Raw genomic sequence first — 18009 nt, 5'->3', positions numbered from 1 at the left:
TTCAATATTATTTAATAAAATTAACTAAAGTTTATTTGTTTTATCCTATTATTTAATCAAAAAAGGCGATAATCCACAACGCATATTTACTATGCGTTGCAAATTATCGCCTTCGTTCACGGTTATTTTTATGCTTGCTTAATTGGAAAAGTATCGCCTCGACCAAGCTTGCCAGGAATGCTGATGCGTGCTGACCACGTGCGATGACTTGCAAGCAGGTCAAGGACTTGATTCACAGCTGCCACACCAAGTTCCTCTTTTGGCAGCCAAATACTTGTCAGTGCCGGTGTCAAAAACGAAGCCACCTCGATACCGTCAAAGCTGATCAGCGGGAGATTCTTCCCCGGAGTGAGCTGACGGTCTCGCAACCCTTTTAGGACACCAATGGCAATTGGATCCGAAGCCACCAATAACCCGCCAATCGGTTGCCCAGCATCGATCAGTCTCTTGATTGCGGTAACCCCAGCCTGGCTCGTCCAATCAGTGATCTCACTCATATCCGGTTGCTGATGAATCAAGGTCCAATCATGGTAAGCAATCGCACGCGGATCTGGGACTTCGCGTTCAACTGACCCGTTAGCCCGCATTTCCACCCGGTTGCCGCCAATAAACGCAATCGGTCCCTGGGCCTCGGCCTGCAGATCATCCAGGGCCATCCGGGTCAAGGGATATAAGTTGGTACCGACTGTGTCCACAAAGTCATAATCGGAATTCACATCATCGATCACCACGATATTTTTATTAAACTGTTTAAATAATTTAAGCGACTGATTCGACATGGACCCCATGACAATGATGGCATCGTATTCAGCCACCAGTTTGGGGTCAACGCCGTTTTAGATGCGGAAGATATTTTGAATGGTGACGGAATGGCTTTTCGCCGTTTCGTAGATACCTTTACGAATAAAATGCCAGTACTCATCCTCGGTCTCCTGCTGAAGCGTGAGGGTCGTAATCAACGCGCAGGTAATCGTTGCTGACGTTGACGCTTTATGCTGTACCGGCCGATACCCAAGTTGGGTGGCAATTTTTTTAACGCGTTCGACCGTTTCCGGTGCAACCGCGCTTTCTTTTTCAACGTTAAGTGCACGCGAGACCGTCCCCGGTGACACCTGAGCTAATTTTGCAATATCTTTGATGGTTGCCATACGTGATGGTCCCTCCTTTTCTGAAAAGATTTATTAAATAATTTCAAGTTTTAATTTTATTATACAGCATGACTGGCACTTATTGGAATTGATTTTTAGAGTTGCGGTTTTCGACCTGTTTCAATAAGTCAGGAGCTCCATGTCTGCAATGCCGAACAACTCCACAACGCTACGATACTTGTAATAGTCAACGTAGAACTTAGTCTTCATAAAAGTGTCATGGACCTTGTTAATAAATTGGTAGTGTCAACTGGTCTATCACAAGAAGCATCACTGTCAATGGTCTTACCAGCAGTCGAGGGCGGATTCTCTTCGAACTCGTTTTAAGGCCATTGTGATGCTTAACTAATGATAACAAGCAAGGTCAACGTCATTGTAATGGCGCGATTTAGCACGGTGCGAGCCACTACACGGCCTGCCAAATTGCGGAATGCAACGGACTATCACCTAACAGTGGAAGGAACTTATTTTTCGTCAAGCGCTATTGACAGCCCTTACAAAAAGCGCTATTCTTATGTCAATCAATAGGTGAGTGAAAACTCACTCACTAATTTAGAAGGTGATTCTATGGAACCTGTTATTCATGCAGCAACTATCCAAAAAATTTACGGCAATCGAACCGTCTTAGATGGCGTCTCACTTGACCTTTTTCCAGGAGAAATCGTTGGGTTAATTGGTCCTTCTGGCGCTGGCAAGACCACCCTTGTAAAAATTATCATGGGGATGGAAGCCGCTAAGGCCGGTCAGGTCATGGTGCTTGGCACGCTCATGCCAAACCGTGCGATCATGACTAAAATCGGATACATGGCACAAAGCGATGCCCTGTATGACAACTTATCTGCGAAGGAGAACTTGCGGTTCTTCGGTCAACTCATGGGCGTCACCGGCAGCAAGCTTGACGCTGCCATTGCCCATGTTGCACAAGTCGTCAACCTCACCGATGACCTGGGCAAACGCATTAACAACTATTCTGGTGGGATGAAACGCCGGTTGTCCCTGGCCATTGCCATGATTCAAGACCCTGACGTGCTGATTCTCGACGAACCTACTGTTGGTATTGATCCGGAATTACGGCAGCAGATCTGGGCCGAGTTGAATTCCCTGAAAGACCAGGGAAAATCAGTCCTCATCACCACTCACGTCATGGATGAAGCCGAACGGTGTGACCGTCTCGCCCTCATCCGCGAAGGGGTCACCCTGGCCGCTGGTTCGCCTAAAGCCCTGGAGACCCAGTACGAGGTCGACACCGTTGAGCAGGTATTCTTAAAAGCAGGGAGCTTCAAGATGCGCACACTAGCAATCGTTAAACGAATCATCACCGAAATGTTTCGGGATAAGCGCACACTGGCACTGATGTTTTTAGCGCCCCTGCTTATTCTGACGCTCATGTACTTTCTGTTTGACTCCAACAGCGATACCACGGCAACTTTAGGTGTCAGCAACGTTGACTCGTCACTGGTCAATGCCGTGGATAACAGTCACATTAAAATCAAACATTACAGTAAAACCATCAATGCAGAACACGTCATTCGCCGCGATAATATTGCTGGGGTGTTAAAGCAATCAGGTAACAAACTGACCGTGACGTATCAAAACAGTGAACCCAGCAAATCTACGATCATCAAACAGTCCTTGCAGCAAGGCACGATCAAGTTAAAATTTGCTGCCCTGAAGGCCGCCACAACCAAACAGGCTGCCGCCCTCAAACAGCAGCAAGCCATTTTGAAGAAACTTGTGAAATCGAGTCCGCAACTGGCCGCCCAACTGCCAGCTTCTAAGACGAATTCGAACAGCAAACAATCTGCCAAAACGTACACCACAAGTTCGCACTACCTCTATGGCAGTTCCAATTCCAACTTCTTCATTGAATTTTTGCCGATTCTGCTTGGCTTCTTCGTCTTCCTATTTGTGTTCCTGATCTCTGGCATCTCTCTGTTGCACGAACGCACAACGGGAACGCTATCCCGGTTGCTCGCCACGCCGATTCGACGCTCCGAGATCATTACCGGCTACCTGATTGGCTACGGGCTCTTTGCCGTTTTACAAACGCTCCTGCTGGTCTGGTTCGCGTTCTACGTCTTCCAGGTCACAATTGTCGGCAACTTCTGGCTGCTGGTACTCATCAACTGTGTCTAGCGCTGGTCGCCCTCACCATGGGCATTTTCATCTCAACGTTTGCCAACTCCGAATTCCAGATGATCCAATTCATCCCGATTGTTGTTATTCCGCAAATTCTCTTCTCAGGCCTCGTACCGCTGAGCGGCATGGCAACCTGGCTGCAATGGCTTGCCCACATTTTCCCGCTGTACTATGGCGCAAGCTCCCTCACCAACGTAGCCACCAAGGGTGCAACCCTCGCCGATATCACGCCTAACTTGCTCATCTTGATTGCGTTCCTCATTGGGTTTACAATTTTAAATATTGTCGGTATGAAACGTTATCGGAGGGTCTAACATGAGCGAACCAACACAGATCAGTACGTACTTTAAAGAAGCCATGACGGAAAACCGCAACTTGACTGAAAAACAAAAACAGATTCTCGAAGCCAGTCTCTCGCTGTTTGCCGAAAAGGGATTTGCCAACACGACCACTGCCAATATTGCGCAACGAGCAGACGTCGCAGAAGGCACCGTTTATAAGCGCTACGCCAACAAGCAAGAGCTGTTACGCGCCATTATCCAACCATTTTTGGCCGTTGTATTACCGCGAATGGCCACCGAATTCGGCGCGGAACGCGTCAACCTCCCCTTCAACACGTTACGCGATTTTCTCACTAGTGTGGTCACCGACCGGATGCACTTTGTGATGGCAAACATTTCGGTCATCAAAGTTCTGTTTGAAGCCTTGATGTATAACGTTGAACTGCGAAACAAGTTTAAGGACGTCGCCACGAAAGCAATTGGCCAGATTTTTACGCCTGCCGTTACCCGCTTGAAGGAGCAACACTTAGTTGCAGATATCCCAAACGACATGGTGTTCCAACTTGTGATCAGTACCTTTCTCGGCGCCGTTTACCGCGAGTTTTTGGATCTTTCGCCGCGGGATGTGAATGAACAGATTACGTTTATTATTGATACTTTGGATAAGGGATTGCGGCCTTAAGTTGGCTGAGTCGTTTTCTATTGAACAACTGTTTAGGTGTTTGACTGAATGGTTGTTTTTTTGGGTAACCGGCTATGCTTATTGTTGAGTGATCATCTATTGCCATTGGGTAGGATCTGTTTGGATCTGAATCCCCGAGTCGACAATTTAGGTGGTTGCTTTTTTTGTTCTTTTTTAGATTTTTCTTGAGTTAAGCCGTTTTTCGCGTTCCTTCGCTATTTCGCGGTCGTTCTTTATACTACCGTTACTATAGACCCGCCTTAAATTTCGTTCTAATCCCACATTGCCGAAACGCCTCCCTCCGCGCTCTTTATTTATACTACTGTTACTAGTGGCTCGCTTTGGATTTCGTTCTACTCTCATATAGCCGAAACGCGCGAAAGAAGGCAAGAGGTTGCACATAGGGGGACTCTTAAACGCCTTCTTTCGCGCTCTGCTCCCCACTTCACATTCAATTCATTAGACATTCTTGAAACCGCTTACTATAATCATGATGTAAGGTGTTATGCAATTATAATGATTGATTTACACACTTGTCTTATAACCGGTTAGGAGGGTTCATCATGAGCAAAAACATCGTTGTCATTGGCGCTGGATTCGCTGGCGTTTTGGCCACTAAAAAATTAGCGAAACGCTTTAAAGGCAACAACGACGTGACCATTACGTTGATTGACCGTCACTCTTACTTTACTTATTTAACACAGTTGCACGAGGTCGCCACCGAGCGGGTTCAACCCGATGCTGTGCAATATGACCTCCAGAAATTATTTAGCCGTCAATCAAACGTTCATTTGATTACCGACACCATTCAATCTATCGACACGGACGCTAAAGAGGTTCACGGTGAGTTTGGCACCTACGCCTTCGACAGCCTGCTGATCAGTATGGGTGGCGAACCTAACGATTTCGGCACACCAGGCGTTAAAGAAAATGGGTTCACGCTCTGGTCCATGGAAGACGCGATCCAACTGCGCGACCACATCAACGCCATTATCCGTGACGGAGCCGTTGAACGCGACCCTGAAAAAAGAGCTGCCAAATTGACGCTCGTCATCTGTGGGTCCGGGTTTACCGGCGCTGAAACAGTCGGCGAACTCATTGACTACAAGAAAACATTGGCTGCTCAAAACAAACTTGACCCAAGTGAGATCAAAATCATTCTGGTTGAAGCCGCACCAACGATCACGAACATGTTGGATCGGACTAACGCCGCCCACGAAGAAGCTTACCTCAAGAAGAACGGCGTTGAGATTCGCACCTCTTCTGCAATCACTAAGGTGAATGCGGATAGCGTCGAGATCAAGGAACAAGATCCAATCAAGACCTTCACGTTGATCTGGACTGCCGGTGTGAAGACCAACCACACTGCCGATGAATTTGGCATCGATGCTGGTCGTGGCGGCCGGCTGGTCGTCAACAAGTATCTGCAAGCTGACGGTCTGGAAGATAAGAGCGTCTACGTTGCCGGTGATGACGCCAACGCCACTGCTGAAGGTGCTGAACGGGCTGTCCCACAGACCGCTCAGGAAGCTGAAAACGAAGCGAATGTTTCCGCCGCAAACATTGCCGCTGACATCAACGGTGACAAGAATTACACCGAGTTTACCGACAAAAATATGGGCTTCACCGTTTCGTTTGGTTCCCGCTACGGGATTGCGCAGGTCTTTGGGGGCAAACGAGTCCGCGGTTGGCTGGCCACCATCATGAAGCATGGATCAAACTTCCTGTATTTCAAACGGATCGGCTCATTCTACTTCATGTGGAAGTATTTAATGGACGAGTTCTTCCGCATCGATAACGGCCGGACAGTGTTCAGCTACAACACAGCACGACGCTCAAACGTGCTCTGGACTGTCCCGCTACGGATTGCATTTGGCCTGGGCCTGTTTATTGACGGGGTGGATAAATTCCAGGGTGACATCAGCTGGCTGGTTATCGGCCACTCAGGTATCGGCATCTGGGAAATCATTCTGGGGTGCCTGATCTTCTTTGGCCTCGGTACTTGGACGGCCGCCCTGCTCGTCGCTATCGGCTTTTTCTTCTTCCTGCACACCTGGGCAACCTGCTGGGTCCTGTTCGTCGCCATCGCGCTGATGAACGGTTCTGGTCGAAGTATTGGGCTGGACTACTGGTTCGTGCCGTGGCTGCAACAGTCACTTGGGCGGTCTCGGTATGGTGTACCGCGGTCGTTTTATGATGGGAAGTAGGGTTTGATTGAGTGATATTTAGATTTAGTTAGATTAGAGCTATCGCTGAGGTTGGTTGGCGGTGGCTCTTTTTTGTGGTGGAGTTGGGGAGATTGTGATTTATTTTTTTGGATTTGTGATTTCTGATTTGTGATTTCTGATTTGTGATTTCTGATTTAATGCTTGTTACTTGTTACTTGTGATTCTGCACTGATTTTTCCGAGTTGTCCTGGCCACTGCGTTCTACTTTTATGTAGCCTAAACGCGTTTCGGGAGGCACGGGGCTAATTCATAAGGGGACTTCGACCAGGAAAGCCAGGCCCGGGCTTTTCTGGTCGAAGTCCCCTTATGAGCCGCCCCCTAACCGCCTCCCTCCACGCTCTCCCCAATTAGCCATTTCCCTAATGCCCCCTCCCCTTCCCATCTGCTATACTGCAAGTAACAATAAGTAACGCACAAATTCTAGGGAGGTTGTTGCAATGATTGGACTTATTTTGACGACGAACACGCCGGTTAAGGACTTGGATCAGATCATTTCAAACACGATTGTCGCTGTTCACAATTTAATCATGCTTTGCGATCAGATTCTGATCAGTTCTAACACTGAAAACTATCAGCGACTTGCCGACCAATTTGCCGACTTCCCCACCGTCACAGTTGTTTCCAATCAGACCGCTTTTGAACAGCGCGACGTGTTGAACGATATTTTTGCCGGGGTTTGCCATAATCCAACGAAAAACGAATATTTATTATTAGACTCATATTATTGCAATATCGAGAATCGTGTCCTCGTTAATCTCGCTAGTTCACAAAATCGGTTTGTTGCGACACCGAGCTCCGATTTCTACACGATTGCCCACTTCTGGACGTCTAAACAGGAACTGCAAGACTTCCTTCAACTTGATGACAATCAGCCTAAGGACTTCATTTGTGACTATCAAAACTGTCTTCCACTCGCCGTTCCAAGCAGCCAGATTTTTTAATGCCCTGGACGCAACTTTTTGAGTACAAGTCTGTTGAATTATGGGATAATCTTTTTATCATGTTCAGTGTGTTTACTGTTTCACAATAAAACCTTGAAAGCTGCAATTTCTTTTTCAAAAATTACAGTTTATTTTTCGTGCATACTTATTTATGTCATAATTTATTCAATCGTATAAAGTGATTAAACACCGATATCACAATGAATCAATGAGCTAACTCTCATTTCCAAAGGACACTGAAAGCACGGCACAGCATCCCCAAATCAAGCAATATATTTTTGTGATTATTTTAGTGAAAAACGCTTTCATCAGCGTGTAAACATGGTATCATTAAGGGGAAAATAATTGGTGTTTCAAGCCTTTCAAAACGACACTCTAAATCCTTGAAAGTCTGGTGATGACGTTTTGGCAACTGCACAACATTGGATCGAACACTATTTTGACGAAGCCAGCGACGCCATCTACCTCTTTCAAGAGGACACTCTGCTGGTCAGTAACAAGCTTGCCCAGGACCTACAAGACGAACTGCATTTTGCGTCCAACTACCTCGTCCAGGTGCTGACGCCGCCGTTAAACAGAAGTTTGCGCCAACCGATGACTGTTTTAGTTGTTCGATTCGCAGTATGATGCATGAGATTTCCATTCCAATCACCCTCGCCAACGACAAGCGTCATCCGTTAAACTATTTTTTGATCTACCACGTGATCGACGTGCCAACCAAGGTCTTTTCGCTAACGCTGAAGAGTCGCGGCACCATCGACCGCATGGATGAAATGGCCGAGCAACGGCAACTCAGCCGCTACGTGTCGGAAGCGCAGGAAAAAGAACGTAAAAACATCTCGGAGGACCTCCACGACAGTATCGCGCAGAGTATGTATTCCGCAATTATGGGTGTTCGCCGGCTCGCCAAGGATAGCCTGTCACCGACTGAAACGGAAGAACTGACGGCTGGCATTGAAAAACAACTCAACGATACACTGGAGGAAGTGAAAGGCATGGCACTGGACATCCGACCATCTGTTCTCGATAACTTTGGGCTGATTCCCGCCTTACGGTCCTAGCTGAGCGGTCAGAAGAAGCCACGGGAATCACCACAACCGTAAGTGGCAGCGCCAAGACCGATGTCCTGAGTGCTGAAACGCAAAACGTCCTCTACCGCATTGCGCAAGAAGCCATTCACAACGCGTTGAAGCACGCCGAACCTCATGAAATCGACCTCTTGCTCGTTTCGCATAACCACTTCATCACGCTTGAGATCATGGACGACGGCAAGGGCTTCGAAGTCCCGAAACACCAAGAATTCAACGGCCGCTCCATGGGCCTCATGAACATGAATGAACGCGTTAAGGCGCTCAATGGTGCCTTTAGTATTAAATCAGAACCGGGAAATGGGACAATGGTGACGGTGAAGTTTCCGGTAGCGTTGTAGAGAGTGTGGAAGAAGGCGGTTAAGGGGCAGAATGTAACGGACTCTGGCAGAAAATCCCGGGTCTGGATTTTTTGCCAGAGTCCGTTACATGGCCGCCCCTTGCCTTCTGGAACACGTTTCGGCAATGTGACCTGAAGCCACGTCGCAAGGCGCACTATGGTCTAAGATAAGCACTACTGAACTTGGCATTTTTGCCAGAGTTGCATGCGCCATATTCCCTACCTTCTACAATACTTTTTAGCCAAGAACAACTAGAACGAGAATAAATTCCAAACCAGAATACTACAAAAAAGAAATCACCAACCAAAAAACAAAAAAGGAGGACTCAGCATGTACAACGTGATGATTGCCGACGACCACGCCGTTGTGCGCTATGGTCTCACATCATTGATCGACGACCAGCCAAATTTCACGGTGGTTGACCAAGCAGCCAACGGGACTGATACCTATCTGCGCGTCGAACGCGGCGACATTGATATTTTAGTGATGGATCTCAGCATGCCGCCTGGTGAATCCGGTCTGATCACGACGCAAAAGATTCACGAACAGTTTCCGGATGTCCGGATTCTTATTTTATCGATGCACGAAGAACAAGAGTACATCAACCAGTCGATTCATAACGGCGCCATGTCGTACGTGCTGAAAAGTTCCTCCGATGATGAACTGCTGCACGCCCTTTCGGCACTGGCCAATGGTGACACCTACATTGATAAGAGTATCAAGATCTCAAAAACGGATCTCGAGCAGATCAATTCTGGTGACGTCAACGTCAAACTAAAGAGCTATAATGCCCTTTCCAAACGAGAACGTGATGTCTTGCCGCTGGTCACGCTGGGGTATTCTAACAAAGAGATTGCCGCCGAATTGTTTATTTCGACTAAAACTGTTGAGGCGCACAAAGCTAGCATCATGCATAAGTTAAAACTGCATTCGCGGGCCGATTTAATTCGGTATGCGGTGCATCATCATTTGATTGATATTTAAAACTGCGTTAAAGAAACGGACTATTTTAAAATAGTCCGTTTCTTTGTCTTACTTTAAACATTTTCAATTTTTTACCAAGGTTCAGGCCCCTGGTCACTCGTAAATGTCCCATTAAGCTCGTTCTTCGGATCCAGTGCCAGCTCAATCGCCCGCGCAGCCCCTTGTTCAACGGTCTTGGCACCGTTAGCTTCAAAAGCTTTCTTGTCCATCAAATCAGTTGCTGTCATCCCAGGGTTAACCGCGTTAGACGTGATGTTGGTATCCTTGAGTTCCTTACTGTAGGAAACGACCATCGCATTTAACGCTGTCTTAGACGCCTGGTATGGGAAAGCAATGATCTTTGAGAACATCGACGTTGGATCAGTTGCTAGTCCAAGCGAGCCCATGTCACTGGTAATGGTGATAATTTTGCCAAACGGTGCCTTCTTCAGTAATGGAATCGCTAATGTTATAGACATTGTCAGCCACCTGTGTGACCGTGTATAGGTTATCCACGATGAGGACCTCCTCTATTTTGATTGCCCCAAGTATAAAAAAGACCTGCTCATCTGAGTAGGCCTTTTCGTTGTCAAAACACTATTTTTTGTCACTTTTCATTTAAAAGTTCAACTAACACTTTCCGTTAAGGCACCAAATCCTGCAGATCCAACCCTTTCGCGTACCGATTGCGCAACGCAGCCAGTTTCACGGTAATAATTTGATTCTTATTCAGGTTCGCAAACACGCGCGCTTCAGTCATCAGATCCTCGACCTGGGTCTTCTCCTGCTTTTCCCGAATGGCGTTTTCCGCCGCCAGGAACTTCAACCGCGGTAAATAATACGTGACATGCTTGATCGAGCACAGGTTCATCCGGTCTCAATCAGCTCATCACTGGTCGTTAACTGGTCCTGCAAGGCATAGTAGTATGCCGTGTAGAAGATCAGCGTCAACAAGCGCAGGTCATCACGCCGCGGGTCATCATCGGACTGTGGCCGCTCCAACTGGGTCTTGATAAAGTCGTTGACCTTGCAGAAGTAAAATTGCGCCCGTTCGAACTGCTTCTTCCGAATATAGGTCAGGCCAGACCCCACGTAGGCTAATTGCGAAAAAATCGTATCGTGCGTTCATCTAAATCGTTTAAAATCTGCGAGAAATCGTATAAAACGACCTCTGGTGCGCGGTTGATCAGTGCGTTTAACATCCCGCGTAAATAGTAGAACTGAATCCGCAACGGAATCGGGCTGATCTGCTCCTCATCGATGCCAGAAATCGTCTGCAGCACCGTTTGGTAATCACCCATGGCAAGTTTCCGTTCCGCTGTATCCAACTGTTTTTGAATCTGGTTCGTCGACGAAATCTCATCCGAATTCAGGTCATCAATGGTCAACCCAATCCGCGTACATAACTGGGTCAAGATCACCAGTGACGGTACCCGACCACTGGATTCAAACTTACTTAGCGTGGACTGGGTGCAGATGCCCTCACACATTTTCACCTGAGAAATGCGCAATTCTTTTCTGCGGTCCACAAATTTTTTTATGTTCATCTCAATCATCCATTTCTATATCTAGCCGTGAATCCCAAGCGCAACCTTCGCGAAACGACTCATCCGGTCCATGTCCCATGCTGGTTCCCAGACTAAATTAATGTCGCAGGCCGTCACGCCATCGACAGAAACGATCGCCTGGGTAATTTGGTCGTTTAACAGGTTCCCGAGTGGGCAGCCCATGGTGGTCAACGTCATCGTGACCACGCACGCCCCATCGTCGTCCACGTTGATGTCGTAAATCAGACCAAGATTGACCATATCAATGCCCAGTTCTGGATCAATGACGTCCTCAAGTGCTGTCATAGCCTTGTTTTCAATGGGTGAAAATTCCGTTCCTAATTCTTCGTCTGCCATGGTGTACCCCTCCGTTAGGTTTTTTTGGTGATTTCGGTGTGATCAACGGGCAAATTGAGCCCGTATTCAAGTCAAAGATTAAAATATTCTCACGTTACGTTAATTATGCCACGGAAATATTCCTAGTGGAATTAGTCATTTCCCTTATTAAGTAAAAAATTGAACAATGCTATACTTTTTAAGTGAAAGGTGTTGATTGTTGATGAATGCATCCGTCATTTATGCATCACTTACTGGAAATAACGAAGAAGTTGCTGAAATTGTTGTGCAACAACTTAAAGATAAGGCCTCGACCCTGAATTAACCGAGATCTCACAGGCTGACGCTGAAGACCTCGAAGACGATGACCTGATCGTTATCGTGCCCTATACCGACGGCGAGGGTGAGCTCCCCGACGAAGGCATGGACTTCTACGATGATATCCAGGACTTGGATCTCACCGGAAAAGTCTTTGGTGTGACAGGCTCCGGTGATACCTTCTACGGCGACGACTACTGCAAAGCAGTCACCTATTTTGACAAACAAATTGCCGGAACTGGCGCCACTCGTGGTGCTGAACCGCTGTTCATTAACCTGCAGGCTGATGATGAAGATAAGAAGCACTTGGATGCCTTTACTGATTCGTTGTTGAAGAGCGTTTCGCAAGGGGCTTAAACAACTATTTTAAAGTCAATGTTAGCTTTAACAAAATAGCCTTTTGATAAGGGGATGGTCGATTCTAAGGCTTCCCCTTTTTATGTACAAATAGTGCCATCACAGCATACTTTACTTGCCATTTTCATCTAGTATTAATAGGCTATCCATAAACAGAATAAAGGAGTTGTACAACGTTATGCTGGCAGATAAACACCACCTTTCACCTTTAGAAAACCATCGCTTGCTAGCAGTCACCCTGCCAGCACTCATTTATGCTAATTCAAAATTCGAAGGTGTGACGGTATCGCAACAAGATGTGTATTCTATTTTAGATGGCCATCAACCAGCCACCATTACGCCAGATGAGTTACTGATCATTACGAATTTACAGCACGCATGGCATCTTGTTCTCACTTGTAGCGCGCCTTTCTCGCTGACAATGGCTTGTCGGATCAACGCTGCTGTTGCCGAAAATGAAGCCCTGGTTTGGGGCCAGCTTCGTGATGGACAGATCTACACTGAAGATGCAAAATATGTTCCAAATATTCCTAACAATACGACTGTTTCCTTGTGGATCAACACCTTAATGACAAGTAACCTGTCCGCCACGGAAAAGGCACTACGCTACATGCTGCGGGCCGACCGAGAACAGTTATTCTGGGATGGCAACAAACGCACTTCCATTGTGGCAGCTAATTATATTATGATCAATGCTGGCACCGGTCTGGTTAATATTACCGAGGTACAGCTACCTGAATGGAATCGGTTACTGACGGCTTATTATGAAACTGGTGATGATGCGCCGTTGCTAGCGTGGCTTTATGAAAATTGTATTCATGGGTTAACGCGTCAGGGAAAATAGACTAAAAATCCTGTTTCACCATTTTTTGGTGAGACAGGATTTTTTGCTTTGATGTTTATAGGAATTGAGTGGTTCTATAGCGCTGTTGTGTGGAACACTGGAATCAGCTTTTATTCGCCTTCGTGCGCCTTGCGACGTGCTCCCATTTCACATTGCCGAAACGTGTTCCAGAAGGCAAGGGGCCGCCATGTAACGGACTCTGGCAAAAAATCCAGAATCGGATTGCACTTTTCTTTGCCTTTGTGCGGCTTGCGACGTGCTCTCATTTCACATTGCCGAAACGTGTTCCAGAAGGCAGGGGCTACTGCGTAAGTAACTCTGGCAAAAATGCCAGGTTCGGGCATTTCTGCCAGAGTTACTTACGCTCCGCCCCCTTAACGCCTTCTTCCACACTCTACCCTATTGACCCCTCCATCTCAAAACTAATCAACCGATTCAACTCCACCGCATATTCCATTGGAAGCTGCTTCGTAAATGGTTCCACGAAGCCCATGATGATCATTTCGGTTGCCTTTGCTTCCGAGATGCCACGACTCATCAGGTAGTAGAGTTGTTCTTCTGAGATCTTTGAAACTTTCGCTTCATGTTCCATGGCCACATTACCGTTATAGATTTCGTTATACGGAATCGTATCCGACGATGACTGGTCGTCCATAATGATCGTATCACATTCCACGTGCGCCTTTGAGCCGTCTGACTTTTCGGTAAACCGGACTGTCCCACGATAATCCGTGGAACCACCCGTTTTCGCGATGGACTTAGACACAATTGAACTCGATGTGTTTGGCGCGTTGTGAATCATCCGCGCACCGGAATCTTGGTGGATTCCGTTACTTGCGACGGCGATGGACAACATGGTCCCACGAGCGCCACGGCCGTTAAGATAAACGCTTGGGTACTTCATGGTGACCTTTGACCCCAAGTTGCCATCGACCCATTCCATCGTGGCATTTTCTTCAGCAGCGGCCCGCTTGGTTTCCAAACTATACACGTTATCAGACCAGTTTTGAATCGTGGTGTAGCGACAGTAGGCGTCACGTTCCACGTTCACTTCAACAACGGCCGCGTGCAGACTATCCGTTGAGTAGTTTGGTGCAGTACACCCTTCAACGTAGTCCACGTGGGCGCCTTCGTCGACGATGATCAATGTCCGTTCAAATTGACCTGAGTTTTCAGAGTTCAACCGGAAGTACGATTGGATCGGTGTCTTCGTTTGCACACCCTTCGGCACGTAAATGAAGGACCCGCCAGACCAGACCGCCCCGTTTAAGGCAGCGAACTTGTTGTCGAACGGCTTAACTAACTTGCCAAACCACTTCTTGAATAGCTCTGGATATTCACGTAATGCGGTATCGGTATCCGTAAAGATGATGCCTAATTTATCGAAATCATCTTTCATGTTGTGGTAGACCACTTCTGACTCGTATTGCGCAGAGGACCCAGCCAAATACTTCCGCTCAGCTTCGGGCACCCCTAACCGGTCGAAGGTCTTCTTGATGTCATCTGGCACATCTTCCCAGTCCCGGTACTTTTTGTCGGTCATTTTTTGGTAATATCGCATGTTCTTGAGATCAAGCTTAGTCAAGTCAGGTCCGTATGCCGGGTATGGCATTTCCTTATAGATCTTATAGGCGTTTAACCGGTAGTCCAACATCCATTGCGGTTCGTGCTTTTCAGCAGAAATTTCACGCACAATTTCTTCGGTCAGGCCACGCCCCGTGGTAAACGCTGGCTTCACATCATCGTGGAACCCGTATTCGTAATCTTGGTCGTTTTTAATGCTATCAGGTATTTCACTCATATGCCTAATCCTCCTTCTCCGTTGTCTGGGCACCGTTTTCGCCAAGTAAGGCCCGTTGTAAGGCCCACCAGGAAAGCGTTGCGCACTTGATTCGTGCTGGGAAGCTCATGATCGACGACAGAATGGCTGCGTCCTCGAGCTGATCCAAGTCGGCTTGTGGATGTTCCTTACCCATGACCATGTCGGAAAACGTCTTGGCCATATGCAGGGCATCTTCCTTTGACTTGCCCATCACTGCATCGGTCATCATGCTGGCAGAGGACTGACTGATCGTGCAGCCGTCGCCGGTAAAGCCGATGTTTTTGATTTTATCATCATCCGTTAATTCAATTTCGAGATTGATCACGTCACCACAGGTTGGGTTTTTCAGGGTAATGGTCTTATCCGCGTGATCGAGTTGATGTTTATGGTGCGGGTGATCTGAATGATCCAAGATGACCTCGCGATACAGACTATTAAGCTTTGACAGTCCCATGATTAAAGAACTCCTTTGTTTCCTGAATTGCACTGAGTAATTTGTCAGCGTCCGCCTCGGTATTGTATAAATACAGGCTGGCACGGGCAGTGGCGGTCAGTCCAAGATATGCCATCAGTGGTTGCGCACAGTGGTGACCGGCCCGAACGGCGATGCCTTCCATATCTAAGGCAGTCGCTACGTCGTGGGGGTGCAGGTTATCCAAATTAAACGCAATAACGCCGGTGTGTTTTGCTGGGTCCTGAGGGCCGTAAACCGTGACACCATCAACCGCTTCGAGCTTAGGCAACAAGTAGTTCACGAGTGCTTGCTCGTGCGCCTGAACGTTGTCCATCCCGATGTTTTCGAGGTAGTCAACGGCGGTGCCTAACCCAATCGCGCCGGCAATGTTTTGCGTCCCGGCTTCGAACTTGTAGGGTAATTCAGCCCAGGTACTTTCAAACTGGTGCACGAACCCGATCATTTCACCACCGTACTGGTAGGGCGGCATTGCTTCAAGCAATTCTCGTTTGCCGTACAGAATACCGATTCCAGTTGGCCCCATCATTTTGTGACCGGAGAAGGCGTAGAAATCAACGTCCAGATCCTGGACATCAATAGCCATGTGCGGCACGGATTGCGCCCCGTCACCCACAAATACTGCCCCGTGTTGATGAGCAATTGCGGCCAGTTCCTTGATGGGACTAACAGTCCCCATCACGTTGCTGGCGTGGGCCACGGCAACGATTTTCGTCTTATCGGTGATCAGCGTTTTGGCTTCTTCAAGATCAATCTCACCATCATCCGTTAAATGAATATACTTCAACGTGGCGTGCTTCTTGAGTGCCAATTGCTGCCAAGGAATCAGATTACTATGGTGTTCCATAATGGAAATGACGATCTCATCGCCAGCTTCGACATTCGCTTCACCATAGGTGCTGGCAACGAGGTTCAACCCGTCAGTACAGCCCTTCGTGTAAATGATTTCTTCTGGTTCCGGTGCGTTGATGAAGTGTTGCACCTTGCGCCGGGCTTCTTCATATTCAGCAGTGGCACGTTCTGCCAGGGTGTGCACCCCGCGTAACACGTTGGCGTTATCGTTTTGATAAAAGTGGACTAACGACTCAACAACTTGGTTGGGACGCTGGGCGGTGGCGGCGTTGTCTAAATAAACAAGCCGCTCATCGTTAACTTTTTGGTTTAAAACTGGAAAATCTGCTGCGACCTTATTCAAGTTGTTGACCATCTTCAAGCTTCCTTTCGAGAATATCGATCATTTCTTGACGCACTTCCGGGAGCGGTACGGCACCGATAACGGCACTGAGGAACCCGCGAATAACCATCCGTTGGGCAGTTGGCTTCGCAATCCCCCGACTCATCAGGTAGTACATCTGTTCCTGGTCGACTTGGCCCACACTAGCAGCGTGACCGGCCAACACATCGTTTTCATCGATCAAGAGGATCGGGTTCGCGTCCCCATGCGCTTCGTTGGACATCATCAAGACCCGGTTTTCCTGTTCCGCATTGGCACCGGAAGCCCCGTGAATAATATCGCCGATCCCGTTAAAGACCAGTTCAGACTTCTTCAACAGCACGCCCCGTTGCAGGATAAATCCAGTTGAGCGCTTCCCGTGGTTCGTCACGCGGTTGTTGATGCCTTCCCGCTGATCGCCGGAGGTCACCGCAATGACCTTGGAATCGGCCTTAGAACCTTGGCCAATCAATTCGGAGTCAAAGTCCCCGACCGTTTTCCCGTCGTTCATTAAGCCGATGGCCCAATCCACCGTTGCGTTATCGCCGATGTTCGCACGACGCTTCAGGTAGCCGGTGGTATGCTCGCCCAATTCATCCAGTGAGGAGAAGTGCACTTCACTATTTGGCTTTGCTACCATTTCAACGGCAGCGCTCGCCGCGTTTTCTTCGTCGCCCACCGTTGCCATGTGTTGAATGTAAGAGAACTTAGCATTGTCTTCTGCCACAATCAAAACGTGGGAAACCATGGGTTGTTTGCGGGTACTATCTTGAATCAGGTAGGCTTCAATTGGCTTTTCGATCTCAACGCCCTTTGGTACGTACAGGAATAACCCTGAGTTCAAGAAAGCGGCGTGATAACTCGTCAACCGGTCCTCACCTAATTTAATTTCACGGAACAAGTATTTTTCAACCAGTTCAGCATGGTCATGCAGGGCGGTAAACAGGTCGGTTAGGATAACACCCTGTTGTTTTAAATCGTCTGGTAGGTTAACAGCGACGGTCGTTTGTCCTGCTTGAACAAACTGGATTCGGTCTTCGGCCAACGGCACGCTGGCTGCTAACGCCTTGTCAGAATCCTTAAATTCAAGGGGTTCATCCGTTGGGGTCAGCGTCCAGTCACTGTACCGAAACCGCTGCATGTTCGGAAACCCAAGGTCGACCAGGTCATCGATAGCGGCCACCCGGTGGTCAACGAGCCATTGCGGTTCGTTATGGGCTTTCGCTGCAGCCGCCACGTCCGTTTTGAGTGTTTCATAATTTTGAACTGCTTCTGTCATCGATTACCCC

The 18009-nt window shown here is 47.9% G+C and carries 16 protein-coding genes and 4 pseudogenes; 9 read left to right on the top strand and 11 right to left on the bottom strand.

Annotated features, from left to right (window positions below):
- Positions 1–128: 128 nt before the first annotated feature.
- Complete coding sequence (locus JCM11969_RS04240; RefSeq protein WP_054708631.1) at positions 129–815, bottom strand: substrate-binding domain-containing protein; 687 nt, start codon at positions 813–815, stop codon at positions 129–131.
- 21 nt (positions 816–836) lie between these two features.
- On the bottom strand, positions 837–1148 hold the full coding sequence (locus JCM11969_RS04235) for a LacI family DNA-binding transcriptional regulator (protein WP_054708629.1): 312 nt from the start codon (positions 1146–1148) through the stop codon (positions 837–839).
- 567 nt (positions 1149–1715) lie between these two features.
- On the opposite strand from JCM11969_RS04235, the pseudogene JCM11969_RS04230 reads away from it, so the two are divergent.
- From JCM11969_RS04230 to JCM11969_RS04200, 7 genes and pseudogenes are all read left to right on the top strand, one after another.
- A pseudogene (locus JCM11969_RS04230) lies at positions 1716–2455 on the top strand (ABC transporter ATP-binding protein).
- Positions 2433–3601, top strand: a pseudogene (locus JCM11969_RS04225) (ABC transporter permease). Before JCM11969_RS04230 ends, JCM11969_RS04225 begins: the two co-directional pseudogenes overlap by 23 nt.
- Before the next feature lies 1 nt (position 3602).
- Entirely contained in the window at positions 3603–4250 is a 648-nt protein-coding gene (locus JCM11969_RS04220) for a TetR/AcrR family transcriptional regulator (RefSeq protein ID WP_054708628.1), read from the top strand.
- A 563-nt stretch (positions 4251–4813) separates the two neighbouring features.
- Positions 4814–6457, top strand: coding sequence for an FAD-dependent oxidoreductase (locus JCM11969_RS04215; protein ID WP_054708627.1), 1644 nt, complete (start codon positions 4814–4816; stop codon positions 6455–6457).
- Positions 6458–6915: 458 nt separating this feature from the next.
- Positions 6916–7419, top strand: a complete 504-nt coding sequence (locus JCM11969_RS04210; RefSeq protein ID WP_054708626.1) for a hypothetical protein — start codon at positions 6916–6918, stop codon at positions 7417–7419.
- Between the two features lie 405 nt (positions 7420–7824).
- Positions 7825–8848, top strand: a pseudogene (locus JCM11969_RS04205) (sensor histidine kinase).
- Between the two features lie 330 nt (positions 8849–9178).
- Entirely contained in the window at positions 9179–9832 is a 654-nt protein-coding gene (locus JCM11969_RS04200; protein ID WP_054708615.1) for a response regulator, read from the top strand.
- 71 nt (positions 9833–9903) lie between these two features.
- Here JCM11969_RS04200 and JCM11969_RS04195 read toward each other — a convergent pair whose 3' ends face one another.
- The 5 genes from JCM11969_RS04195 to JCM11969_RS04185 all read right to left on the bottom strand — a co-directional run bounded on the left by JCM11969_RS04195 (position 9904) and on the right by JCM11969_RS04185 (position 11715).
- Complete coding sequence (locus JCM11969_RS04195; RefSeq protein WP_054708614.1) at positions 9904–10290, bottom strand: SDR family NAD(P)-dependent oxidoreductase; 387 nt, start codon at positions 10288–10290, stop codon at positions 9904–9906.
- A gap of 164 nt (positions 10291–10454) precedes the next feature.
- A complete protein-coding gene (locus tag JCM11969_RS18685) occupies positions 10455–10682 on the bottom strand; it encodes a hypothetical protein (protein WP_225353127.1) in 228 nt (75 codons plus the stop codon).
- The gene (locus JCM11969_RS18680) at positions 10679–10903 is read right to left on the bottom strand and encodes a hypothetical protein (RefSeq protein WP_225353126.1); all 225 of its coding nucleotides are present in this window, start codon (positions 10901–10903) and stop codon (positions 10679–10681) included. Before JCM11969_RS18680 ends, JCM11969_RS18685 begins: the two co-directional genes overlap by 4 nt.
- 5 nt (positions 10904–10908) lie before the next feature.
- Entirely contained in the window at positions 10909–11358 is a 450-nt protein-coding gene (locus JCM11969_RS18675; protein ID WP_225353125.1) for a helix-turn-helix domain-containing protein, read from the bottom strand.
- A 21-nt stretch (positions 11359–11379) separates the two neighbouring features.
- Complete coding sequence (locus JCM11969_RS04185) at positions 11380–11715, bottom strand: metal-sulfur cluster assembly factor (RefSeq protein ID WP_054708613.1); 336 nt, start codon at positions 11713–11715, stop codon at positions 11380–11382.
- 199 nt (positions 11716–11914) lie between these two features.
- Between JCM11969_RS04185 and JCM11969_RS04180 the strand changes: the two are divergent.
- Both JCM11969_RS04180 and JCM11969_RS04175 read left to right on the top strand, forming a co-directional pair.
- A pseudogene (locus tag JCM11969_RS04180) lies at positions 11915–12369 on the top strand (flavodoxin).
- A gap of 178 nt (positions 12370–12547) precedes the next feature.
- On the top strand, positions 12548–13213 hold the full coding sequence (locus JCM11969_RS04175; protein ID WP_054708612.1) for a Fic family protein: 666 nt from the start codon (positions 12548–12550) through the stop codon (positions 13211–13213).
- 394 nt (positions 13214–13607) lie between these two features.
- On the opposite strand, the gene sufB is transcribed toward JCM11969_RS04175, so the two are convergent.
- From sufB to sufD, 4 genes are read right to left on the bottom strand one after another with little or no spacing between them, the layout of a single operon-like run.
- Positions 13608–15014 (bottom strand): Fe-S cluster assembly protein SufB, encoded by a 1407-nt coding sequence (gene sufB / locus JCM11969_RS04165; RefSeq protein WP_054708609.1) that lies wholly within the window; start codon positions 15012–15014, stop codon positions 13608–13610.
- 4 nt (positions 15015–15018) lie between these two features.
- Positions 15019–15489, bottom strand: coding sequence for a Fe-S cluster assembly sulfur transfer protein SufU (gene sufU, locus JCM11969_RS04160; RefSeq protein ID WP_054708606.1), 471 nt, complete (start codon positions 15487–15489; stop codon positions 15019–15021).
- The gene (locus tag JCM11969_RS04155; protein ID WP_054708603.1) at positions 15470–16714 is read right to left on the bottom strand and encodes a cysteine desulfurase; all 1245 of its coding nucleotides are present in this window, start codon (positions 16712–16714) and stop codon (positions 15470–15472) included. The genes sufU and JCM11969_RS04155 overlap by 20 nt, the downstream gene beginning before the upstream one ends.
- Entirely contained in the window at positions 16695–17999 is a 1305-nt protein-coding gene (gene sufD / locus JCM11969_RS04150; RefSeq protein WP_054708600.1) for a Fe-S cluster assembly protein SufD, read from the bottom strand. Before sufD ends, JCM11969_RS04155 begins: the two co-directional genes overlap by 20 nt.
- Positions 18000–18009 lie beyond the last annotated feature (10 nt).

This window comes from Secundilactobacillus paracollinoides DSM 15502 = JCM 11969 (genome assembly GCF_001311135.1).
In the GTDB taxonomy this organism is placed as follows: Bacteria; Bacillota; Bacilli; order Lactobacillales; family Lactobacillaceae; genus Secundilactobacillus; species Secundilactobacillus paracollinoides.
This window is presented reverse-complemented; position numbering and strand designations above follow the sequence as displayed.